Source organism: Amycolatopsis sp. NPDC114503, assembly GCF_055633655.1.
The window spans coordinates 277056-297679 of the sequence record NZ_JBVKDT010000002.1 but is presented as its reverse complement, the minus strand read 5'-3'; the positions used below and the strand labels follow the sequence as shown (position 1 = coordinate 297679).

At 70.7% G+C, this 20624-nt stretch carries 22 protein-coding genes; 9 read left to right on the top strand and 13 right to left on the bottom strand.

Annotation, left to right across the window (positions count from 1 at the left end; translation table 11 throughout):
• Window positions 1-2: 2 nt before the first annotated feature.
• The 5 genes from ACZ7OI_RS09220 (at window position 3) to ACZ7OI_RS09200 (ending at window position 4037) form a co-directional block, all read left to right on the top strand.
• Window positions 3-647 (top strand): helix-turn-helix transcriptional regulator, encoded by a 645-nt coding sequence (locus tag ACZ7OI_RS09220; protein WP_470263666.1) that lies wholly within the window; start codon window positions 3-5, stop codon window positions 645-647.
• A 32-nt stretch (window positions 648-679) separates the two neighbouring features.
• Window positions 680-1147 (top strand): DUF3291 domain-containing protein, encoded by a 468-nt coding sequence (locus tag ACZ7OI_RS09215; RefSeq protein WP_470263665.1) that lies wholly within the window; start codon window positions 680-682, stop codon window positions 1145-1147.
• Between the two features lie 103 nt (window positions 1148-1250).
• Window positions 1251-1730 (top strand): DoxX family membrane protein, encoded by a 480-nt coding sequence (locus ACZ7OI_RS09210; RefSeq protein ID WP_470263664.1) that lies wholly within the window; start codon window positions 1251-1253, stop codon window positions 1728-1730.
• A gap of 217 nt (window positions 1731-1947) precedes the next feature.
• Window positions 1948-3312 carry an MGMT family protein gene (locus ACZ7OI_RS09205; protein WP_470263663.1) on the top strand — a complete coding sequence of 455 codons (1365 nt, stop codon included), beginning with the start codon at window positions 1948-1950 and terminating at the stop codon, window positions 3310-3312.
• 134 nt (window positions 3313-3446) lie between these two features.
• On the top strand, window positions 3447-4037 hold the full coding sequence (locus ACZ7OI_RS09200) for a dihydrofolate reductase family protein (RefSeq protein WP_470264302.1): 591 nt from the start codon (window positions 3447-3449) through the stop codon (window positions 4035-4037).
• Here ACZ7OI_RS09200 and ACZ7OI_RS09195 read toward each other — a convergent pair.
• Genes ACZ7OI_RS09195 through ACZ7OI_RS09180 form a run of 4 tightly spaced genes read right to left on the bottom strand, consistent with a single transcriptional unit; the run spans window position 4013 to window position 9045 of the window.
• Window positions 4013-5776 (bottom strand): dipeptide ABC transporter ATP-binding protein, encoded by a 1764-nt coding sequence (locus tag ACZ7OI_RS09195; RefSeq protein ID WP_470263662.1) that lies wholly within the window; start codon window positions 5774-5776, stop codon window positions 4013-4015. The genes ACZ7OI_RS09200 and ACZ7OI_RS09195 overlap by 25 nt on opposite strands.
• Window position 5777: 1 nt before the next feature.
• Window positions 5778-6611 (bottom strand): ABC transporter permease, encoded by an 834-nt coding sequence (locus ACZ7OI_RS09190; protein WP_470263661.1) that lies wholly within the window; start codon window positions 6609-6611, stop codon window positions 5778-5780.
• Complete coding sequence (locus tag ACZ7OI_RS09185; RefSeq protein WP_470263660.1) at window positions 6608-7546, bottom strand: ABC transporter permease; 939 nt, start codon at window positions 7544-7546, stop codon at window positions 6608-6610. The genes ACZ7OI_RS09190 and ACZ7OI_RS09185 overlap by 4 nt, the downstream gene beginning before the upstream one ends.
• A complete protein-coding gene (locus ACZ7OI_RS09180; protein ID WP_470263659.1) occupies window positions 7543-9045 on the bottom strand; it encodes an ABC transporter substrate-binding protein in 1503 nt (500 codons plus the stop codon). Before ACZ7OI_RS09180 ends, ACZ7OI_RS09185 begins: the two co-directional genes overlap by 4 nt.
• 172 nt (window positions 9046-9217) lie before the next feature.
• Here ACZ7OI_RS09180 and ACZ7OI_RS09175 point away from each other — a divergent pair, with 172 nt between their 5' ends.
• On the top strand, window positions 9218-9685 hold the full coding sequence (locus ACZ7OI_RS09175; RefSeq protein ID WP_470263658.1) for a cupin domain-containing protein: 468 nt from the start codon (window positions 9218-9220) through the stop codon (window positions 9683-9685).
• A gap of 38 nt (window positions 9686-9723) precedes the next feature.
• Here the strand turns inward: ACZ7OI_RS09175 and ACZ7OI_RS09170 are convergent, their stop codons facing one another.
• The 8 genes from ACZ7OI_RS09170 to ACZ7OI_RS09135 all read right to left on the bottom strand — a co-directional run bounded on the left by ACZ7OI_RS09170 (window position 9724) and on the right by ACZ7OI_RS09135 (window position 17736).
• Complete coding sequence (locus tag ACZ7OI_RS09170; protein ID WP_470263657.1) at window positions 9724-10782, bottom strand: LacI family DNA-binding transcriptional regulator; 1059 nt, start codon at window positions 10780-10782, stop codon at window positions 9724-9726.
• 96 nt (window positions 10783-10878) lie between these two features.
• On the bottom strand, window positions 10879-11865 hold the full coding sequence (locus ACZ7OI_RS09165) for an Acg family FMN-binding oxidoreductase (RefSeq protein WP_470263656.1): 987 nt from the start codon (window positions 11863-11865) through the stop codon (window positions 10879-10881).
• A gap of 198 nt (window positions 11866-12063) precedes the next feature.
• Window positions 12064-13296, bottom strand: coding sequence for an NAD(P)/FAD-dependent oxidoreductase (locus tag ACZ7OI_RS09160; protein ID WP_470263655.1), 1233 nt, complete (start codon window positions 13294-13296; stop codon window positions 12064-12066).
• Entirely contained in the window at window positions 13293-13604 is a 312-nt protein-coding gene (locus ACZ7OI_RS09155; RefSeq protein WP_470263654.1) for a 2Fe-2S iron-sulfur cluster-binding protein, read from the bottom strand. Before ACZ7OI_RS09155 ends, ACZ7OI_RS09160 begins: the two co-directional genes overlap by 4 nt.
• Before the next feature lies 1 nt (window position 13605).
• Window positions 13606-14499: a fumarylacetoacetate hydrolase family protein gene (locus tag ACZ7OI_RS09150; RefSeq protein WP_470263653.1), complete on the bottom strand. Its 894-nt coding sequence runs from the start codon at window positions 14497-14499 to the stop codon at window positions 13606-13608.
• Window positions 14496-15638 (bottom strand): RsbRD N-terminal domain-containing protein, encoded by a 1143-nt coding sequence (locus ACZ7OI_RS09145; protein ID WP_470263652.1) that lies wholly within the window; start codon window positions 15636-15638, stop codon window positions 14496-14498. Before ACZ7OI_RS09145 ends, ACZ7OI_RS09150 begins: the two co-directional genes overlap by 4 nt.
• Before the next feature lie 29 nt (window positions 15639-15667).
• Complete coding sequence (locus ACZ7OI_RS09140) at window positions 15668-16510, bottom strand: polysaccharide deacetylase family protein (RefSeq protein ID WP_470263651.1); 843 nt, start codon at window positions 16508-16510, stop codon at window positions 15668-15670.
• Window positions 16510-17736 (bottom strand): cytochrome P450, encoded by a 1227-nt coding sequence (locus tag ACZ7OI_RS09135; protein ID WP_470263650.1) that lies wholly within the window; start codon window positions 17734-17736, stop codon window positions 16510-16512. The genes ACZ7OI_RS09140 and ACZ7OI_RS09135 overlap by 1 nt, the downstream gene beginning before the upstream one ends.
• A gap of 187 nt (window positions 17737-17923) precedes the next feature.
• On the opposite strand from ACZ7OI_RS09135, the gene ACZ7OI_RS09130 reads away from it, so the two are divergent.
• From ACZ7OI_RS09130 to ACZ7OI_RS09120, 3 genes are all read left to right on the top strand, one after another.
• Complete coding sequence (locus tag ACZ7OI_RS09130; RefSeq protein WP_470263649.1) at window positions 17924-18223, top strand: hypothetical protein; 300 nt, start codon at window positions 17924-17926, stop codon at window positions 18221-18223.
• 256 nt (window positions 18224-18479) lie between these two features.
• Window positions 18480-18779, top strand: coding sequence for a hypothetical protein (locus ACZ7OI_RS09125; RefSeq protein WP_470263648.1), 300 nt, complete (start codon window positions 18480-18482; stop codon window positions 18777-18779).
• A gap of 77 nt (window positions 18780-18856) precedes the next feature.
• Window positions 18857-19681, top strand: a complete 825-nt coding sequence (locus ACZ7OI_RS09120; RefSeq protein WP_470264301.1) for a DUF72 domain-containing protein — start codon at window positions 18857-18859, stop codon at window positions 19679-19681.
• A gap of 12 nt (window positions 19682-19693) precedes the next feature.
• Here the strand turns inward: ACZ7OI_RS09120 and ACZ7OI_RS09115 are convergent, their stop codons facing one another.
• Window positions 19694-20599, bottom strand: coding sequence for a LysR family transcriptional regulator (locus ACZ7OI_RS09115; protein WP_470263647.1), 906 nt, complete (start codon window positions 20597-20599; stop codon window positions 19694-19696).
• Between the last annotated feature and the right edge of the window lie 25 nt (window positions 20600-20624).

Here is a 20624-nt window from a genome sequence, read left to right as displayed (position 1 = left end):
GCGTGGAAGACATCGAGGCGATCGCCGTCCTGCAGGATCCGGTCCGGCGGCGGCTGTACGACTACGTGGTTTCCCAGGATCACGACGTGAGCCGGAACGAAGCGGCCGAGGGGGCCGGGATCCAGCGCACGCTCGCCGCTTTCCATCTCGACAAGCTCGTGGACGCGGGCCTGCTGGAGACGGAAAGCAAGCGGCTGAGCGGACGTTCGGGTCCGGGCGCCGGCCGTCCGGCGAAGCTGTACCGCCGGTCCGGCGCCGAGCGGCAGTTCTCCGTTCCGGCGCGCGACTACCGCACCGCCGCCGATCTGCTGGCCGAGGTCGCCGAGGTCGCCCGGCTGGACACTGAACTGCAGGCCGCCGCCCGGCGGGAGGGCCGTGCTGCCGCGGGACCGGTCGAAGATCTCGCCGCCGCGAAGGAACTGCTGGCCGCTCGCGGGTACGAGCCTCGCCTGGACGACGACGTCCTGCGTCTCGTCAACTGCCCCTTCCACGTCCTCTCGCAGCGGCATCCGGGGCTGGTGTGCGGCATGAACCTGGCGCTGCTGGAGGGGCTGCTCGAAGACGCTGACGGTCTGACCGCGCGCATGGATCCGCGCCCCGGGCTGTGCTGTGTCGTCGTCGAGTCTTCTAAAAATAATGATAGTTGACATAGAAGGCCCGGCGATGGTGAGGTGAAGGAGTGACGGAACACCACCTCGCCCAGCTCAACGTGGGCATCCTCAAATTCCCGCTCGCCGACGCCCGCATGCACGGCTTCACGTCGATGCTCGACACGCTGAACGAGGTCGCCGACAACGCGCCCGGCTTCGTGTGGCGCCTGGTCGAGGACGGCGGCAACGACGCCACGGCGATCCGGACCTCGCTCGGCGACGACGTCCTGGTCAACATGTCGGTCTGGGAAACCCGCGACGCCTTGTGGGACTACGTCTACCGCAGCGGTCACCTGGACATGCTGCGCCGCCGCTCGGAGTGGTTCGAACTGCCGAAGTCGCCGTTCCAGGTGCTGTGGTGGGTGCCCGCCGGGCATCTCCCGACGGTCGAGGAAGCCGTCGAGCGACTGGAACTGCTGCGGGGGAACGGGCCCTCGCCGAGGGCGTTCGGTTTCCGGGACAGCTACTTGCCCGAGGGTGCCGCCTCCGCGCCGTGACGTTTTCCGCGACACGTCCGGTGGGTCGCCGGGGCGGGTCCGCGGAATGGCTAGGGTGTCCGGCGTGGCGAACATGTCCCGTTGGTCGGATGAGAATGGCGGCTTGGACTTCGGTCTGCTGGTGCTGCGGCTGATGCTGTCGGTCGCGATGGGGGCGCACGGGCTGATGCAGGTCTTCGGCCTCTTCGGCGGCTCCGGGATGGAGCACTTCGAAAACCTGGTGCGGGGCTACGGTTTCAGCCACAACATCGAGTTCCTGACCTGGCTGACCGGAATCACCGAGGTCGGCGGCGCCGTCCTGCTGGCGCTGGGCCTGCTGACCCCGCTCGCCGCGGCCGGACTGCTGGGCGTGGCCCTCAGCGCGGTCCGGGTGAAGTGGTCGGGCGGCCTGTTCGGAAGCACCGGCCCGGGATTCGAACTGGAACTGACGCTCGCGGCGATGGCGCTGGCCCTGCTGCTGACCGGGCCCGGCTGGTACGCGCTGGACCGGCATACGGCATGGCGGCAGAAACCGCTGGGCTTCGCGGTGGGCGGGCTGTTCCTGTCGGTGTGCGCGGCTGTCGCGGTGGGTTCTCTTTTCTGATCGTGCTTCGCCGGGACGGGTGATCAGCGGGCCGACCTGGTTCAGCGGCGCCGCTTTCCCGCGAAAGGCGAATTTCCGGAACGCGACCAGCCCTGGCGTGTTGGCGTTGGACGGAGCGAGGGCGTCGCCCGCGAACGCCACGCCTGAGACGCGGTGCTCCGCTCGTGCGCGGGTCGCTGGAGCCGGGGCCTCCCCGAAGCCGCAGTAGGGTCGGAGCATGGACGAATTGGTCTATCAGGTCGCCGGTGCGGCAGCCGAGCGCGCGACTCCGATCACCTTGGCCCAGGCCGGGTTGAAGGAGCGAGACCACTTGCAGGAGTGGGTGCTCGAGCACTCGGAGATGCTCGGCGACGGCCTGCTGGTCGTCACCAGCGAATGCGATCGGTGGACTTCCGCGCGCGGCCGGGAGCGGGACCGGCTCGACGTCCTGGCGATCGACACGGACGGGCACCTGGTGGTGGCTGAGCTCAAACGCGACGTCGCTCCGGAGACGGTGGAGATGCAGGCGCTGAAGTACGCGGCGTACTGCAGCCGGTTCACCCCGGAAACGCTGGTCGACGAGTACCGGGCCTGGCGCGCGAGCCGGGGCGAAAACCTCAGCGGGGACGAGGCGTCCGCGCGGCTGGAAGCGCACCTGGGGGAGGACGTCGGCGGGTTGGCGGGCGCGCCCTTGGGGCAGCCGCGGATCGTGTTGCTGGCGGGCGGGTTCACGGCGTCGACCACGGCAGTCGCGGTGTGGTTGCGGGAAATGGGCATCGACATCAGCCTGCGCGCGATCAGCGCGTACCAGACCGGCGGCGGGCCGGTCGTTTCGGTCAGCGCCCTCTACCCGACGCCGGCGGTCGAAGAATTCACCGTGTCGCCGCTGCTCGCCAAGCGCCAGCGCGACGAGGACGTGCGCCGGGCAGCCCGGCAGGAGCCCGCCGTGCGTCAGTTGATCGCCAGCGACGTTCTCCCTCCGGGCACTGAGTTGCGGGTGCTGGCGGGAGGGCCGGACGCGGCGCAATTCGCGGAGTGGGCCGCTGTCGCGCACCGGGACCGCGCGGTTTGGACCGGCACCGCCAGCAGGCCGTTGCGCTGGACCGGGACAGAGGCCGCGGAATGGGGCGCGACCGGCAACTTCACCGTCACCGGACTCGTGAAATACCTCTACCGGCAAGCGCAGGCGGCGGTGCCAGCCGGTGCCGCCACTCAGTTGGTCGCCGCTCCCGACGGGCAGACTCTCGCCGCCCTCGCGGGCACGGGTGCCGGGGCCGGTCCCTTCGACTGGTCGGAGCTGCACCGGTTGCTCGCCAAGATCCCCGCCGGGCGCTGGACGACTTACGGGGATGTCGCGACCGTGGTCGGCACCGCCGGGCAGCCGCTGGGCCGCCACCTGAGCACCTGCCGGGAATGCGAGAACGCTTGGCGGGTGCTTTCGGCGGACGGCAGCCCGTCGCCGCACTTCCGATGGGAGGACGGACGCGACGAAACCGTCACTGACGTGCTGCGGCGAGAAGGTGTGCGGTTCTCCGGTGGTGCGGCCGATCCGGCGCGGCGCCTTTCCTCCGAGGAACTCAGGGCCTTGCTGGCCGCCGAATGAGGATGGCTGTTCGGAGAGTCGGAGACCGCCCGCTCAACGCGTAGCGCTTCCGGCTCCTGGGTGCTATGTTCCTCCCAACCGCTTGCAAACCGCAATCACTCGGGAGGTTCGCCGTGCCGGAGACGACCTGTCACATGTCGATGTCGCTGGACGGTTTCGTCGCCGGGCCGGCGCAGAGCCGGGAGGACCCGCTCGGCAGACGGGGGACGGAGCTGCACGGCTGGCACATCGGCGACCCCCGGGCGAACGACGCCGACCAGACCGCGAGTGAATGGCTGATGCGGCCTCGCGGCGCGTATGTCATGGGGCGGAACATGTTCGGCCCCGTCCGCGGCGACTGGGACGAGGACTGGTCGGGCTGGTGGGGCTCCGAACCGCCGTATCACGCGCCGGTTTTCGTATTGACTCATCATCGCCACGAGCCGATCGAGATGGAGGGCGGGACGACGTTCTACTTCGTCACCGACGGCTTCGACGCTGCCTACGCGGCTGCGTGCGAGGCTGCGGGGGACAAGGGCGTCGACATCGCCGGCGGGGCTTCGACGGTCCGGCAGGCGCTGCTCGCCGGGGTGATCGACGAGTTCACGCTCGACATCGCGCCCGTCCTGCTCGGGTCGGGCGAGCGCATGTTCGACGGGGTGGAGTCGTTCGGCTTCGAGCCCGTCGAGGTGCTGCATTCGCCGCTCACCACGCACATCCGCTATCGCCGCGTTGGCCCGAGCTGATCAGGCACCTCCAGCGTCGCCGCGAGCAGGCTCCGCGTGTACGGATGCGACGGCGAAGCGAGTACCCGGTCAGTCCGTCCCGATTCGACGGCCCGGCCCTCGCTGAGCACGACGACCTCGTCCGAAATGCTGCGCACCACCGCGAGATTGTGCGTCACGAAGATCATCGACGGTCCGTCGTCCATCAAGGAGCGCAGCAGTTCCACCACGGACGCTTGCACTGAAACGTCCAAAGCGGACGTCACCTCGTCGCAGATGATCAGCTTCGGTTCGCACGCCAGCGCCCGGGCGATCGCGACTCGCTGGCGTTGTCCTCCGGACAGTTCCGACGGGTAGCGGCCGGCCAGCCGGGCCGGGATTTCGACGCGGTCGAGCGCGGCGCGGGCCCGGCGGCGGCCTTCGCGGGCGTGCACGCCGAAGTAGTGGCGCAGGGCGACCAGCAGACCGTCCTCGACTGTCCGATGTGGACTGAGCGAGCCATAGGGGTTCTGGAAGACGTACTGCAGTTCGCGCCGCGTGCGGGAGTCTCGCCGGGCAGCGGCGGGCGGGACTGGCTTGCCGTCGAAGGTCACCTCGCCCTGGTGTTCGGGGTGCAGCCCGGCCAGGCATCGTGACATGGTGGTCTTGCCGCTGCCGGATTCGCCGACGACGGCGAGGCATTGGCCGGGTCGCAGGTCGAAGGAGACGTCGAAGACGACCTGCCGTCCGCGGTAGCTGGCGTTCAGGCCGGAGACCGACAACAGCGCCGCCTGGTCCGCAGCAGGTACGTCCGGCTCGGGTGCGCGCGGCACGCTTCGCGCAGTCCGAGCTACTTCTTCCGCGAGAATGCACCGTGCGAGGGTTCCCGAAGTCGAGCGGGTCAGCGCCGGATGCGTTGTGCTGCAAGAAGAAGCGGCGTAATCGCAGCGTGGTGCGAAGGCACACCCAGCACGAGGATCGCCGATGCCGGGTGCCCGTCCGCGGATGGGGACCAGCCGGTGCCGGTGGGTCGCGGACGGCACGGCCGCCAGCAAGGCGCGGGTGTAGGGGTGTGCGGCGCGGCTGAGCACAGAGCGGGCGGCGCCGTGTTCGACTACCTCGCCGCCGTACATGACCATCACCTGGTCGGCGACGTCGGCGACCACCGCGAGATCGTGCGAGACGTAGATCGCCGCCAGATCGCGGGTCCGGCACAGTTCCCGCACCAGGTCGAGCACGCGGGACTGGGTGGCGACGTCGAGCCCGGTCGTCGGCTCGTCGAGCACGATCAGCCGCGGTCCGGCCGCGATCGCCATCGCGATGGCGACCCGTTGCTGCTGGCCGCCGGAAAGCTGGCGCGGGCGGCGGCGCAGGAACGCGTCGTCGCCGGGCAGCCCGACGGTGTCCAGCAGCTGCCGCACGCGGGGCAGCGCGGGCGGGTCCAGCCCCTCGGTCAGCTGGGTCGAGACGCGCAGGCTCGGGTTGAGCGCGGTGGCCGGATCCTGGGGCACATAGGCGACTTTCCGGCCTCGTGCGCGGCGTAATTGCGCGGGTGGCAAGGAAAGCAGGTCTACTCCGTCGACAACGACCTGTCCGCTGGCGATTGTCGCGCCGGTGCGGGCGAAACCCAGCAGCGCGAGCGCGAGAGTGCTTTTGCCGGAGCCCGATTCGCCGACCACGCCGAGGACTTCGCCGCGACCGAGTTCGAAGCCGATGTCTCGCACGATGGTGTGCCCGGCGGCCTCGACGGTCACGCCCGACACCGCGACTTCCTTGGCCACGTCAGCTCTTTCCTTCCGTGCGGCTGACAGTCCTGGCGACGGATTCGGCCACGAGGTTGCCGCCGAGCGCCATCATGAGGATCAGCGCGATCGGCGCCAGCACCGGCAGCGGCGCTGCGGCCAGGCCGTCCTGGTTTTCGCTGACCATGAGCCCCCAATCCGGAGCGGGCGGGGCGATGCCGAAGCCGAGATAGTTCAGTGAGGCGATCGCGGTGACTGCCCACACCAGCCGCATTCCGGTCTCCACCATCAGCGGTGACGTCACGCCGGGCAGCACTTCGCCGAGGACGATCTGCCGACCGGGCAGGCCGTTCGCCTTGGCCCACAACACGTATTCGCTGTCGAGCACCGGAAGTGCCGCGCCGCGCAGCACTCGCGAGACGCCGGGGGCGAACGCGACTCCGACGAGCGACGCGGTGAGCAGCGGATGGCGGCCGAACGCGGCCACGAACACCAGCACGAAGATGGTCTCCGGGAAACTCAGCACGATGTCCGTCGCTCGCATGAGGACGGTGTCGGCGATGCCGTCGCGATAGGCGGCGGCCAAACCGATGAGCGCCCCGAGCACTACGCCGATTCCGGTGGCGAGGAGCGTCATCCAGGTGAGGGTGCCGCCGCCGGACAGCAGGCGGCTGAGCACGTCCCGGCCCAAAAGGTCGGTGCCCAGCGGGAAGTGCGCGCTCGGTCCCTCCAGCGGAGGCGCGACGATGGCGGTCGGCGGCCACGGCGCGAGCAGCGGGCCGAAGACGACGATGAAGGCGATCGCGGCGAGCAATCCGAGCCCGAGCCGTGCGCGACCGGTCCGCGCCGCGCGGCGCGCCACCGAAACGCTCATCGGGTGCGCCCGGCCGCGGCGAGGACGTCCGCGAGGAGATTGCACAGGTAGTACGTGGCCGCGAGGATGAGCACGCACGCCTGCAGTACCGGCAGATCGTGCGAGTTCACCGCGCTGACCAGCGCCGTGCCGAGCCCGGGATACGAGTAGACGTATTCGACGACCACGACGCCGGTGATCGTGACGGCCGCGACCAGACCGGCCGCGGGCAGGCTCGCCGCGATGGCGTTGGGCAGCGCGTGGCGGAACAGGATGCGCCGACGGCTCAGTCCTTTGAGGACAGCCATCTGCACGTATTCGCTGTCCAGCGCGTCGATGACCGAAGCGCGCACCAAGCGCCCCAAGTACATCACCCCCATGAACGTGAGCGTGGCGACGGGCAGCACGAGTTCCGCCGGATGCCACCACGGCAGGTCGCCGGGCGGGATGTCCGAGACCCCTGGCAGCACCCCGAGCATCGAGGTGGCGAAGAGCGCGATCAGCAGCATCCCCACGACGAACGGCGGCAATGCCATGCTCAGCGACGTGACCGCGACGAACGCTTTGTCCGCGAAACTGTCGCGGCGCGCGGCGCTCAGCACTCCGGCGACCACCGAGAGCGGCAGGATCAGCGCCATCGAGATGAAGCCGAGGGCAAAGGAGTTCACGATCCGCGGCCCGAGGATTTCCGAGACGGGTTCCTTGTTCTGCAGCGATACTCCCGGGTGGCCGGTGAGCAGTCCGCCCAGCCAGCGGCCGTACTGCTCCAGGAGCGGCTGGTCGAGGCCGAGCTGGTGACGCAGGTTCGCCACCTGCTCGAGGGTGGCGTCCTTGCCGAGGACGATCCGCGCCACGTCGCCCGGCAACGCTTGGGTCACCAGGAAAACCAGCACCGAGACCAGGAACAGCACGAGCACGCCGAGCGCGAGCCGGCGCGCCAGCCATCGTGCGGTCATCCGACGGTCACGTCGGTCAGGAACGACAGCGGGCGGCCGTTCACGTCGGGCACCAGTCCGTGCACCGTCGCCCGGTGCGGCATGAGCACGTCGGAGAACGCGGGCGTGATGTTCGGTCCGCTCGTGTACTCGATTTCGTGCATCCGGTTCATGAGCGGGCACTGGTCCGGTTCGGGCGAGGAGAACAGCTGGCCGGCGAGCTTCACGAACGCGGCGTCGTTCCAGTGCGAACCGTTGCCGATCCGGTCCGGCAGCAGCGAGCCGAGCACGGACGGCAGGTAGGGGACCGGGTTGTAGTCGACGAAAGCAGGCCACTGGCCCCATTTCGCCAGCAGCTCCGGCGTCGGGACCACGTTGACGCTCACCTTGACCCCGGCCTGCGCGGCGTTCTGCGCGAAGACCTGCGCCAGCTCCGACATGCCGGGCAGCAGGCCGTCGGTGGTGATCGCGAACGACAGATCGCTCTGCCCGGCCTCGGCCAGCAGCCGTTTCGCTGTCGCGACGTCCGGGGCGCGCTGCGGGATGTTCGGCGCGGCGCACGGCGGCGCGGTGGTTTCGTAGTCGTTCGCGATCCGGGCGTAGCCGCTGAAGACGTTGGACACGATCTGCTGCCGGTCGACCAGCAGCCGCAAGGCCTGGCGCACCCGGACGTCGCTGAACGGCGCGACGGCCGTGTCGAGCCCGATCCGCAGGCTGAAATTCCCTTTGCTGTCGAGCAAGCGGATCCCGTCCCGCCCGGCGAGCGATTTCGCGATCGTCGGCGTCGTGTTGGACGCGATGTCGACCCGGCCGGACAGCAACGCGTTCGCCTGCGCCTGCTGGCTCTGGTACTCGATCAGCCGGACGACGGAAAGCCGGGGTTTCTTGCCCCAGTAGCCGTCGAATCGCTCCACTGTGGACTCCCGGCCCGCGGCGAACGACCTGACCGCGAACGGCCCGGTGCCGATCGGCTTCGCCGGGGCCGAACCGGTTTCGGTCATCGGCAGCAGCACGCTCGCCCAGATGTCCTTGAACGGGCTGAACGGCTCGGTCAGTCCGATTCGGACGGTCAGCTTGTCCACCGCCTGGATCGAAGCGGGGTCGATCATCTGGATCAGCGCGAGGCCCTGCGCGGCATGAGCCGGATCGCGCAGGTACTTGATGCTCGACACGACGTCGGCGGAGGTGAAATCGGTGCCGTCAGTGAACTTCACGCCGGGCCGCAGCGTGATCGTCCACTGTGTCCGGTCGTCGTTCGGCGTCATGCCGGTCGCGAGCCGCCATTCGGTTCTGCCCGCCGGGTCCAGCGCGGTGAGCCCCTCGAAAAGCAGGGAGCTGCGCAGTTCCTGGATCGGGCTCTGGGTGCCGACGTAAGGATTGAGGCTCTCGCCGGCGTCGGCGGAGACGGAGACGCGAAGCGTGTCGGCGCCGCCGGCGGCCGCGTCGTCCGGACGGCTGCAGGCCGCGAGCAGCGCGGCGGCGAGCAGGAGGGCGGGCAGGCATCGGGGTCCGCGCGACACTGGGAACCTCCAGGGAAGCCAGAAATCTAATCCGTTAGATCTGTCAGGCGTCGCCACAGGGTACGGCCAGTTCCGGCAAGAGGGAAGAGTCTACAAGTGGAGAAGCTAATCGTTTAGAGTGTGCCTGCAACCGGCTCGACCCCGTGCAGGGAGCAGAGGAGGAAGCAGCCGCATGACCAGTCCGTACGAGCGCCTGTTCGTGAGGAAAATGCCCAACTGTCTCGACGACCTCGTCAACGAGGGCGCGGCGGCGGGCGTCGTCGAACCGCCCAACGTCGGCGAATCGCTCGCCCTCATGCGCGCGAAGGAGGTGCCGGAGAGCAAGATCCACCTCACCTACACGTGGATCGGCGAATGCGACACTCCGGTGCAGTGGGTGAAGGAGCACCAGCACGACTACGACGAGGTCCTGATCTGGCACGGCAACAATCCGGAGGACCCCGACGACCTGGGCGCGGAGATCTACCTCGACGTCGAGGGCGTCCGGCACACGATCACCACGAGCGGTTCGGTGTATCTGCCCGCGGGCACCCGGCATTGCCCGCTCGGGTTCACCCGCGTGGACCGGCCGTTCCGGTTCAGCGCGCTGTCGCTGAACCCGGAGTACGCCTCGGACGAGCACAACACTCTCGCGCGGTAGCGACCTGCCCCGTCGCGGGTTTCTCCGCGGCGGGGCGGTTATCCGCGCGCGGCTGCTCCGGCGTGGGCGGCCTGCTCGGCAGCTCCGGGTTCGCAGCCGCACGTGACGCCGATGCTGAGCGTTCCGTCCAGCACGGCGGACGAGTCGCCTTTGCCGTCCAGGGCATCGAACGCCCGCACCGCGAATTCCTCCAGCGGAACGTGGACCGTGGTGAGCGGAACGTTGCCGAGACGGGCTTCCCTCGTCCCGTCGAAGCCGACGACCGCGAGGTCCTCCGGCACGCGCAACCCCAGGCTGTGCGCGATGCGGATGGTCACCAGCGCCTGCTCGTCGGTGGTCGCGTAGACAGCGCGGATCCGGCTGCCGCTCGTCAGCACGTCGCGCACCGCGCGGCCCGCCTCGACCTTGTCGAAGGACGTCCGGACGAGCCTGCCCTCGGTGGGCAGACCGGCGTCCGCCATCGCCTTGCGCCAGCCGCCTTCGCGACCTTCGGCCGGACCCACCGCGATTTCGCCTGCCACGCACAAGATGTCTTCGTACCCGTGCCCGAGCAGATGCTCAGTGACGAGCCGTGCGCCGTCGAAGTCGTTGAACACCACACTGGGCGAGCTGTCGTCCGGTGCGGCCCACTGCAGGAACACGCACGGAGTTTCGGCCGCCAGCCGCGGCTTTTCGCCGGTAGTCACGAAAATCCCGCGCGGCCGCAGTTCGGAGAACGCCTCGCCGTATTCGTCGGCGAGGCCCGGGCGGTAATCGGTGTTGCCGAGCAGGGTGAGCAATCCCCGGCGGCGGCCCTCCGCTTCGAGACAGCGCGACATCTCGCCGTAGAAGGCGTTCGCGGTGTCCGGCACCAGCAGTCCGACCAAATTGGACCGGCCGCCGCTCAACGCCCCGGCGAGCGGGTTGCGCCGGTAGCCGAGCAGGCGGATGGCGTCCTCGACCTTGCGCCGCGTCTTGTCGGCGACTGGACGGGGCCCGTCGTTGAGGACGTAGCTGACCACCGCGGTGGAGGTTCCGGCCAGCCGCGCGACATCGGAAAGGACCGGCCGGCGCGCGGGACGCCCGGCGCGGGGGAATTCGCCGGTTTCCGCTGCCACGGTGCCACTCTAAAGCACCGGCGTCCGGCACCGTCGGAAGTGGACAACCGCGGCTGGATGGCCGGTGCGGTGATTGGCGTGTCCGGGAGGGGAAGGTCAGCCGCGATGCCTCGCCGGCGCCTGGAGCGGTTCGAGCACGTCGTCGACGCTGGCCTGCGATCGCGTCCTCCGGACCCGCTTCACGCCGACCGGCGGCCGTCCCACCCACAGCACCGCCTGGGGCGCGTGGCCAAGCGTGACGCGTTCCGCGAGAGCCTCGCGCAACCGTCGGCTGGCCCGGCTCAACCGGCCGGACGCGAGTCCGTGCACGGTGGCGGTCAGCAGCACCGAACTCAGTGCCTCTCCCGCACGCAGCCAGGCGAGGTGATCGTCGCCGGGCGTGCTGAGCACCACCAGCGATGCTCCGTCGGCGCGGGGTTCCGTTTCGCCTCGGGGGAGCCGGTTTCCCGCCGATCCCGCAGCAGCGCGAACGAGAACACCCTGCGGAGCGGCCAGTGATGCGCTTCGCGCGTACGCCTCTTCATGACGCATCTGGGCGGGAACCCGTGCGCCGTCGCCGATCGCGGTCGTGAGGTATCTGCGGACTGCTCGGTCTTCCACTGGGTGCAATACCGCGCCTTCGCGGGCGGCTGCTTGCGAAAGCCGGTCAAGGCAATCCGACGGTACGGGCCGTCCGCCGCCCGGCCGTAGATCTTCTCGGCGGCGGGCGATCGACGTCGCCAGGGCAGCTTCCCCGGGAACCGGTTCGCCCGGCTGCGGCGTCACGACGGCCAGGTGGTCCGGTTCCGCCGGGAACGGCAGCCGGTCCACCGTGCAGGCCCAGCCGAGACCGGCGAAGGCGACCCGGAGGTGGTGCAGGGCCGCGCCGCTGGTGAGCGTCTGCCATCGCCCGGCGGGATCGTCGGCGGCTCGGCGGCGGGCCGGGTCCGCGTACAGGTGGAGGGTGCGGTAACCGATGCGCCAGTGCCAGAACGGGACGTCGGAGGCGCCCGGCGCGAGGAGAGCGGCGGCGACTGCCGCCTCGACGGTGGCGGGGCTGGGAACCCGCGAATTCGCCAGTGAATTCGGCCGTGAATTCGGCATTGTTGCTTCCCGCTCGGGTTGGGGGAGTGCGTCCGGTCGGTGCCAGGCTCTATGGTGCGCTCCCTCGATGGCCCGCGATAGGGTCCAAGGTTCATCAATTCGGAGCGATCTGCGGGCCGCGGTCGGCAAAGCTCGCGGTCCGCGCATTCGGGACGCCAGGCCGCCTATGCGTGTTCACGGGCTAATCCGCACGGCGTCTCACCCGGCGCGAACGGCTGCAGCTTCGGAGAGGCGGAACTGCGGAACGCGCGCGTCGTCCGGGCTGAGGCGCGCGTCGCGGGCGAGGAGGCGGCGCGCGGCGGCATGATCGACCGGCCGGTTCACCGATTCGACCGCGACGAGCCGGCGACGGTGGAAATGCAGGACGGAGAACGCGTCTTCCCCGGCGAGGCGCACCGCCTCGGCTTCGCTGTCCGGCAGCAGTCCGGCGATCTGCAGCTTGGCCGAGAACTGCTCGGTCCAGAACCACGGCACCGCGTCGAACGGCACTGTCCGCCCGGCGAGGCGGGCGGCGAGGACGCGGGCCTGATCGGCGGCGTTCTGGACCGATTCGAGCCGTCTGCGGCGTCCGCCGCCGACCGGAAAGGAGGCGCAGTCGCCGACAGCGGAGATCAGCGGATCCGACGTGCGCAGCGCGGCGTCGACCTCCACCCCGTCGCCGACCGCCAGGCCGCACTCGCGCGCGAGCCCGGCTTCGGGATCCACCCCGATCCCGAGCACCACGAGGTCGGCCGGGATCCGCGTGCAGTCGGCGAGTTCCACGTGCCGGACCCGGGCATCGCCGTCGAACGCCCGGACCGTCGTGCCGGTCAGGACGCGCACGCCCTGTGTTTCGTGCAGCGCGCGGAAATGCTCGGAAATCTCGGCCGACACGACCCGCTGCATAACCCGGGGCAGGCTTTCTACGACCGTGACCGCGCAGCCGCGGCGGCGCGCGGCGGCGGCTGCTTCGAGTCCGATGAACCCGCCGCCGACCACGACGACGTCGCCTGCCCTGGTCAGCGCGTCCCGGACGGCACGGGCGTCGTCGGGGACGCGCAGCACGCGGATTCCGGCGAGCCCGGCTCCCGGCACGGTCGTCTCGCGCGCCCGGCAGCCGGTCGCCAGCACCAGTTCGCGGTAGCCGAGCGACCCGCCCGACCCGAGCCGCACGACGCGCCGGTCCCGGTCGATCCGGGCGACCGTGTCGCGCAGCAGAGTGATGCCTCGCGCCGCGTAGAACTCCGGTTTGCGGAACTCGAGCCGCGGCTCAGTGTCGCTCAGCAGCATCGCTTTGGACAACGGCGGCCGCTGCACCGGCGGGCCGTCGAGCCGGTCGACGAGGACGATCGGGACGTCGGAGCCCTCCTCTCGCAGGAACAGCGCGACGTGGAAACCGGCGTGCCCGCCGCCCACGACGACGACCGGATCGGCGCCTGGCCCGCCGGTCACTGTTCTTCGGGCAGGTCGACGAGCACGTCGTGCTCCGGCGCCGGCAGCTGGCAGCTCAGCCGGCTGGCCGGGCGGCGCTCGGAAGCCGTGCAGTTCAGCATCTCGTCCTCCGCCTCGCTCATCGGCGGGAAGTCGTGCGCGAGGTCGGCGGGGACGTAGACGTGGCAGGTCGCGCACATGGCGTTGCCGCCGCATTCGCCGACGATTCCCTCGACGTCCCCGTCGACGGCGGCCTGCATCAGGGGAGTGCCCGGCGGCACGTCGACGGCCCGGTCGCCGTCCGGCGCCCGGAAGATCACCTTCGGCACTTCAGATCCTCTCCAGCGAGTGCTCGACGACGGGGGAGCGCATGCGGCCGAGCCCGTCGATCTCGGCCTCGACGACGTCGCCGCCGGCGAGGAAACGGGGCGGGTCCAGCTGGAAGCCGCAGCCCGGCGGAGTGCCGGTCAGCAGGACGTCCCCCGGGCGCAACGCCATCGACCTGCTGACCGACTCGATCAGCCCTGCGACCCCGACCGCCATGCCCGCGGTGGAGTCCCGCTGGCGGAGTTCGCCGTTGACCCACAGCCGCAGCCCGGCGCCGGCGGGGTCGAACTCGTCCGGGGTCGCCAGCCACGGCCCGGTCGGGCAGAACGAAGGGGACCCCTTCGCCCGCGCGATCTGGAACAGCAGCGGATGGCCGGCGCCCTCGCCGAAGGCGATGTCCCGCGCCGTGACGTCGTTGGCGACCATGTACCCGGCCACGTGCTTCGGCGCTTCGGCGCGCGGGATCCGTTGCCCGCCAAGGCCGATGACCACGGCGAGTTCGATCTCGTAGTCGAGCTGGCGGGTCTCCGGCGGGCAGACGATGGCGTCGGCCGGGCCGCACACGCTGCTGGCGGGCTTGAGGAACACGACCGGCTCGCCCGCGGGCCGTGCCCCGAGCACTTCGCCGCCGTGGGCGGGGTAGTTGAAGCCGATCGCGATGACCGTGCCGGGCCGGGGCACCGGCGGTCCGAGCCGCGTCCCGGCCAGCGGCATCAGGTCGGCGCCGGTGTGCCCGGCGACGGCGGACCGCACCAGCGGTTCGGCGACCGGCCAGCGCGACAGCAGTTCGCTCCATCCTCCGGCGAAAAAGGCTCCGCGCAAGGGAAGAATCGCGTCCGGCCGGACCAGCACCCCCGGTTCCTCGGCTCCGGGCGGTCCGAAACTGACGAGCTTCACGGGTTCCTCCTGGCTTCGGTGACGGCCGCGAACGACAGCGCCAAATCGGTGAACGACCGCACGTCGAGGCCGGTGAGCCGGTGCCATCGAGAGAGGCGGTACGAAACGGAGTTCGGGTGCAGCGCGAGCGCGGATCCGGTCCCGCGCAAGGTGAATCCGGACTCGGCGTAGGCGACGACGGCGTCGGCGAGATCGGGCTGCTCGCGCGCGATCCGGGCCGCCGGTTCGACGAGGGGGCCGATGAGCGGGGCGAGATCGGGGACCGTGGCCCGGAACCATTCGGTCTCGAACCGGACCGCCGCGCGGCCGTCGGCCTCGGCGAGCCGCAGTGCTCGCGCGGCGTCGCCGAGGCCGAGCCGGATCCCGGCCGGCCCCGTTCTGGCCAGCCCGATGCCGAGCGGCCGATTCTCGCCGCCCACCTCGGCGGCGAGAGCCACGACGTCGTCGATCGCCGCGCCCTGGGACACGACCGTCATCAGCCCCGCCCTCGCGTCGACGTGCAGAACCCCGGTGATCCTCCGTCCCGCGCGCTGCAGCGCGTCGACGGACTCGCGCGGCCACCGGCGGCTCCCCGCGACGAGGACGGTGAACTCCCCGTCCGGGTCGAAGGCGAGTTCGCGCATCACGTCGGCGATGCCCTCGCCGGGCCCGTCCGCGTGCAGGAGATCGAAAAAGCGCGCCCTCGTCTCCCGCTCGTGCTGCTCGCGGCCGCCCTGCTGAGCCACGTAAGCGTCCACCACCGCCTGGCTCATCGCCTGCGACCAGTGCGCCATCGGGCCGACCAGTTCGACCAGCAGCGCCTCCGAAGCCAGCTCCGAACGCCGCAGCGCCTCCCACAAATCCCGGTGCGCGTAATGGAAAGCCGCCAGCACGTCGTACACCGGCATGTCGTAGTAGGCGCGCCGCCGGGCGGAGGCGCGGATCGACTGCAGCACTTCGGGATCCGGCGGCGATCCGGCGGCGAGGCTGCGCGTCATCGTCCCGTAGAGCGCCCGGACGTTCCGGAAGTGCTCGTCCTCCGGAAGCCGCGCGTAGGACGGCAGTTCGGCCCGGATCCGCGCCACCAGCCCCCGCGCCAGCTCGTCCAGCGTGTCCTCGACCGACGCCCAGAACCGGTCGCGGTCCGCGGGCCCGGGCACCGCCGACAGCCTCGGCCGGGACGCCTCGCTCACCATGCCGGCGCCCGGTCGGCGTGGGCGGCGGCCGGGAAGTCCGCCGGATGGCGCCGGACCCAGTCCGCGATTTCGTCGGCCCGGGCGAGCCAGACGCGGTCGTCCGCGGCCAGCCTGTCCACCAGCGTCCCGATCGCCGCGACCCGATCGGGGCTGTCCTGCCACGGCACATGGAAGATCAGCCCTGTGCAGCCGCCGGCGGCCGCGGTGTCGTCCACGATCGCCGCGTAGCCGTCGAGGAGCCCGTCGGGACCGACCGGCTCGTCGCCGGGCGGCTGGCGGAGCCGGGTGAAACCGGGAACGTAGTAGGCGCCGTCGACGCCGTGCCAGAGATACGGCAGAAGCGGAAGCCTCGCCGCGTCGCCGACCGCGGTCCCGAAGGCCGTTCCGGCGAGCGAGACGTAGTCGAAGCCGTGTTCGGCCAGGAGGTCGATCGAGTGCGATCCGAGCAGTCCCGCCGGCGGCCGCGCGCCGCGCGGGCGGATGCCGAGCTCGGCGAAGGCGTCCAGGCTCAGCCGGATGGACTCGTCGATCTCCTCCGCAGACGACCGGTGCCAAGGCTCGTGCAGCCAGCCGTGCCAGCCGACCTCGTGGCCTGCCTCGGCGATCGCGCGCACCGCGTTCGGGTACTGCCGGAAATTCCACGCCTCAACGAAGAATGTCGCGGAGTACTGATGCGCCGCCAGCATCGTCAGCAAGGCCGGAAGCTCTCGCGTCACGCTGTGGTGATCGCCTGTCGGCCGGGCCGAACCGAGCTGGATCTCGGCTGCTTCGCCGAGATGGTCGAACGTGACCGCGACCGCGCACTGCGCGCCGCCGGGGCCCCATCGGCCGGCCATCACCGGCCCCGCAGTGCGACGTCGAGCCGGGAGATCATGGCGAAGGTCAGATCGGTCGTGCGAGGCGGTTCGGCGTCGCACAATTCCAGTGCCGGCAGCCGCCGCGGCAGTTCGCGCAGCAGGATTTCTCCCTCCAGTCGGGACAACGGCGCGCCGAGGCAGAAGTGCCCGCCCGCGGTGAACGCGAGATGCCGGTTGTCGGGGCGGCGCAGGTCGAACGCGTCGGGCCGTTCGAACCGGGCCGGGTCGCGGTTCGCGGCGGCCAGCCCGAGAAGCAGATGGTCCCCCTCGGGGATCGGGATTCCGGCCAGTTCCAGGCCTGCTCCCGCGTAGCGCCACACGAAATGCACCGGGGCCTCGAAACGCAGGTTCTCCTCCCACGCCGCCCTCGCCAGCGCCGGGTCGTCGGCCAGCTCGCGGAACTGGTCTTTGTTCGCGGCCAGCGCGTAGACCGCGTTCGTCATCGCGACCATCGTCGTGTGGTAGCTGGCCACGAAGAACCCGACCAGGGTCACGACCAGTTCCGTTCGCGACAGCCGCTCGCCGTCCGCCTCGGCGAGCAGCAGTGCGCCGACCGGATCGTCCTCGTCGAGCTTTCCGCGCAGCGTGTCGACGATGTCGCCGATGTAGTCGAAATAGAACTGGGCCGTCGCGTCGGCCTCCGCGAGCTGTTCCGGCGTGATGTCGCCCTGGCTGAGGACGGCGTTGAGGCCGGGCATGCGCTCCAAAACCGTTGCGGCGTCGGACAGCGGCGCGTGCAGCAGCCGGCACGCGATGAGCGCCGGAATCTTCATCGCGTACTCCCGCACGAAGTCGACCACGCCGTCGTGCCCGGCCAGTTCGTCCAGCCCTCCGGTGACGATCTCCTCCACCCACGCCCGCATCCGCTTGACCGACCGCGGCTGGAACGCGGGCGACGCGAGCTTGCGCAGCCGGGCGTGCGCGGGCGCGTCGACGTTCGGGAGGGAGAACCGGTAGAACTCCGACGCCGGGCCGGAGCCGATGTGCGCGGGAAACTCGCCGGGGCGCGGCTGCACCGTGTTCGCCGGGGACTTGAGGACCTTCTCGACCTCGGCGTAACCGGTGAGCAGCCAGGAAGCCTGCCCGTTGACCGCGGTCCGCGCGACCGGGGCGGCCTCGCGGAGACGGCGATAGACCGCGTGGCGGTCGGCTCCGAAAGCCGGGTCCGACGGGTCAAGGCGAACGGCTTCTGCGGCGTTGGTCATCACGAAATCCCCTTCGATCCCGTTCGGTCACCCGGGCTTCTGCCCCGACGATGCTAAGCAGCGGCCCGTCCCGGCGTCATCGGCGAAAACACGAAGATCTCTGCGGCGGTTTGTGACTTGTCCCGAAGCCGGCGCCGCTCGCGTTCCATCGAACGCTGCTCTTGGCCGCACAGGCCATGATTTGTCGGTGAACGGTGAAAAGCTGGTGTCGGTCGAGCTGGCTGATGACGAACGTGACGTCCTGTGTCGGGGGGCGAATGGGGCGGCCCGGCGAGCTGTACTGAAGCCTTCGCGGTGGCGATGGGCTTCAGGAGCGTGGCGGATCTCTGGGAGGACGGGCGCTGCTGAAATCGTGTTCGTCAGCGACGTGTTCGGGTCTGGCCGTGATTGGTCGATCACGACCGGCCTCTCGGACGAACAGACGATCAAGATCCTGCGGCGGGTGCAACGAACGCTCGGCCACGCGCTCCGTCGTCGCGATGACTGATCTCCCTGCGACCGGCAAGCGTGTCCGACCGGCCGCCTGAAGCGCTCAGCCACACCGGCGCGGCAAACGAGTGCAGCGGGCCGTGCCGCCTGCCGCCTGTCGTCCCGAGACGCCGGTCACCCGCGGTCCAGTCCAAGTTGACACTCCATGCGAACACATGTTCGACTCCCCTCTCGGGTCGCCGGGAACCGCGGGCTGCCCGGAGCGTGGAAGCGAGTGACCTGAGGTGAGCGAGTGGCCGTCGACCGTGCGGAGAGTGGACCCGCCGATTCCGGTGTGGGTGGGCGTGCGCAAGCTGCTCGTGCTCGGCACCGAACTCCTCGCGCCGCGCGACCGGGCCGGGCTGCGGATCGAGACCGAGCATCCCGGGCTGCTGTTCGAATGGGCGCGCCGCGAGGACGGCGGGCTGCTCGGCTGGGTCACCTACCAGCTCGTCACCGCCGACGACCAGTGGTCGCGGCCGGTCAGCCACTACGTGCCCGCACACCTGCTCCGCCGCCGGGGGCCTGCCCGGCGCCAGCAGTACGGCGACTACCGGCCCCGGACCCACGGATAGCCGCGCCCGGGTAGTAATTTCCCCTGGGGAGAGAGGGGAGCGGACGAGAAGTGGCACGTCTTCATGTCGGCTGCGCGATGTGGACGCACAAGGCGTGGCCGGGGCGGTTCCTGCCGCAGTCGCTGCCCGCCAAGGAGCGCCTGCGGGCCTACGCCGGCTGGTGCAACGCGGTCGAAGGCAACACCACCTTCTATGCGACGCCCGCCCGGGCCACCGTCGAGACGTGGGCGCAGCAGACCGGTCCGGACTTCCGGTTTGTGGTGAAGGTGCCCAAGACCGTCACGCACGAACGCCGGTTCGCCGGAGTCGAGACCGAGATGCGGGCGTTCCTCGACGCGATCGAACCCCTCGGCGAGCGGGCGGTGCTGTGGACCCAGGTGCCCGGCTCGTTCGGCCCCTCCGACGTCGACGCGCTCGGCCGTTTCCTGCGCCGCCTCCCGGCGAATCTCCGGCGCGCCGTGGAGGTGCGGCATCCCGAGTTCTTCGCCGATGCCAGCGCGACGTCGCTGCTGGAGGGGACGCTCGGCGCCGCGGACGCCGAGTGGGTGCCGTTCGACACCACGGTCTTTTTCCAGAGCCCTCCGACCAGCGAGGCGGAGCAGGACGCCTGGGGCAAGAAGCCGCGCCTGCCTCGCCGGACGCGGGCGCTGACCGACCGGCCGGTCGTCCGCTACCTGGGCCGGGACTCGGTGGAGGAGACCGTCGAGGGATGGCGGCCGTGGACCGAGGTGGTCGCCGGCTGGCTGCGGGAGGGCCGTTCGCCGACGGTTTTCTTGCACACTCCCGACAACGACGAAGCACCGGCGCTCGCCCGCCGGTTCCACGACGACGTGCGGGCGCTGGTGCCTGAACTGGACGCCTTGCCGGAGCCGGAGCCGGTCGAGCCCGCGACGCTTTTCTGAGCGAAGGCGGGCTCAGCCAGGCGCGGAATCCCGTGCCAGGGCCAGAACCCGTTCCACGGCCGGATCCCGTTGTCCCGCACGGACGGCCGCGACGACGGTCAGTGCCAGGTTGTCGTCCCGGCGCGCGGACTCCAGCGTCCGGAACACCACCCCGGGCAGCGCCCCGGCGGGCACCTGTTCGGGCACCAGGCACACGCAGCTTCCCGCGGCGACATGACTGATCAAGCCGGGCAGGCTGTCCGCCCGCGCGCCGTCGCGCGGGGCGAAACCGGCGGCGCGGCAGGCGGCGGCGACCTGTTCGGCAAGCCCGGCCAGTGCGGTCAGCGAGGGCAGGGCGAAGTTTTCCCCCGCGAGATCGGCCAGTCGCAGAGCGGTGCGCCCGGCGAGCGGATGTCCGGCGGGCAGCGCGACGGCGAGCCGTTCGGCCGCCACCGTGCGCAGGTCGAGGCCGTCCGGGTCGGCGAGCGGGCCGCGCACGAAGGCGAGGTCGAGCCTGCCGGAACGGACCATCGACGCCAGTTCGGCCGAGGTGTTCTGGTGCAGGTGCAGGCGCAGCCCGGGAAAGCGGTCCCGCGTCAGCCGGAGCACGTGCGGCAGGAACGTGTAGGAAATGCCGCTGATGAAACCGAGGTGGAGTTCGCCCTCGGCGCCGTCGGCGATCCGCCGCGCGCGGCCGACGGCGGCCTGCTGGGCTTCGAGCAGATGCCGGGCGTCGCGGGCGAACGCGGCGCCGGCCGCGGTCAGCCGCACGGCGCGGGTGCTGCGTTCCAGCAGCCGCACGCCGAGGCCGCGTTCGAGGCGCTGGATCGCCTGGCTCAGCGGCGGCTGGCTCATCGAAAGGCGTTCGGCGGCCCGTCCGAAGTGCTCCTCCTCGGCCAGCACGACGAACTGCTCCAGCAGGCGAGTCGTCAGATCCATATCCCCAAGCATATGGATAACGGGT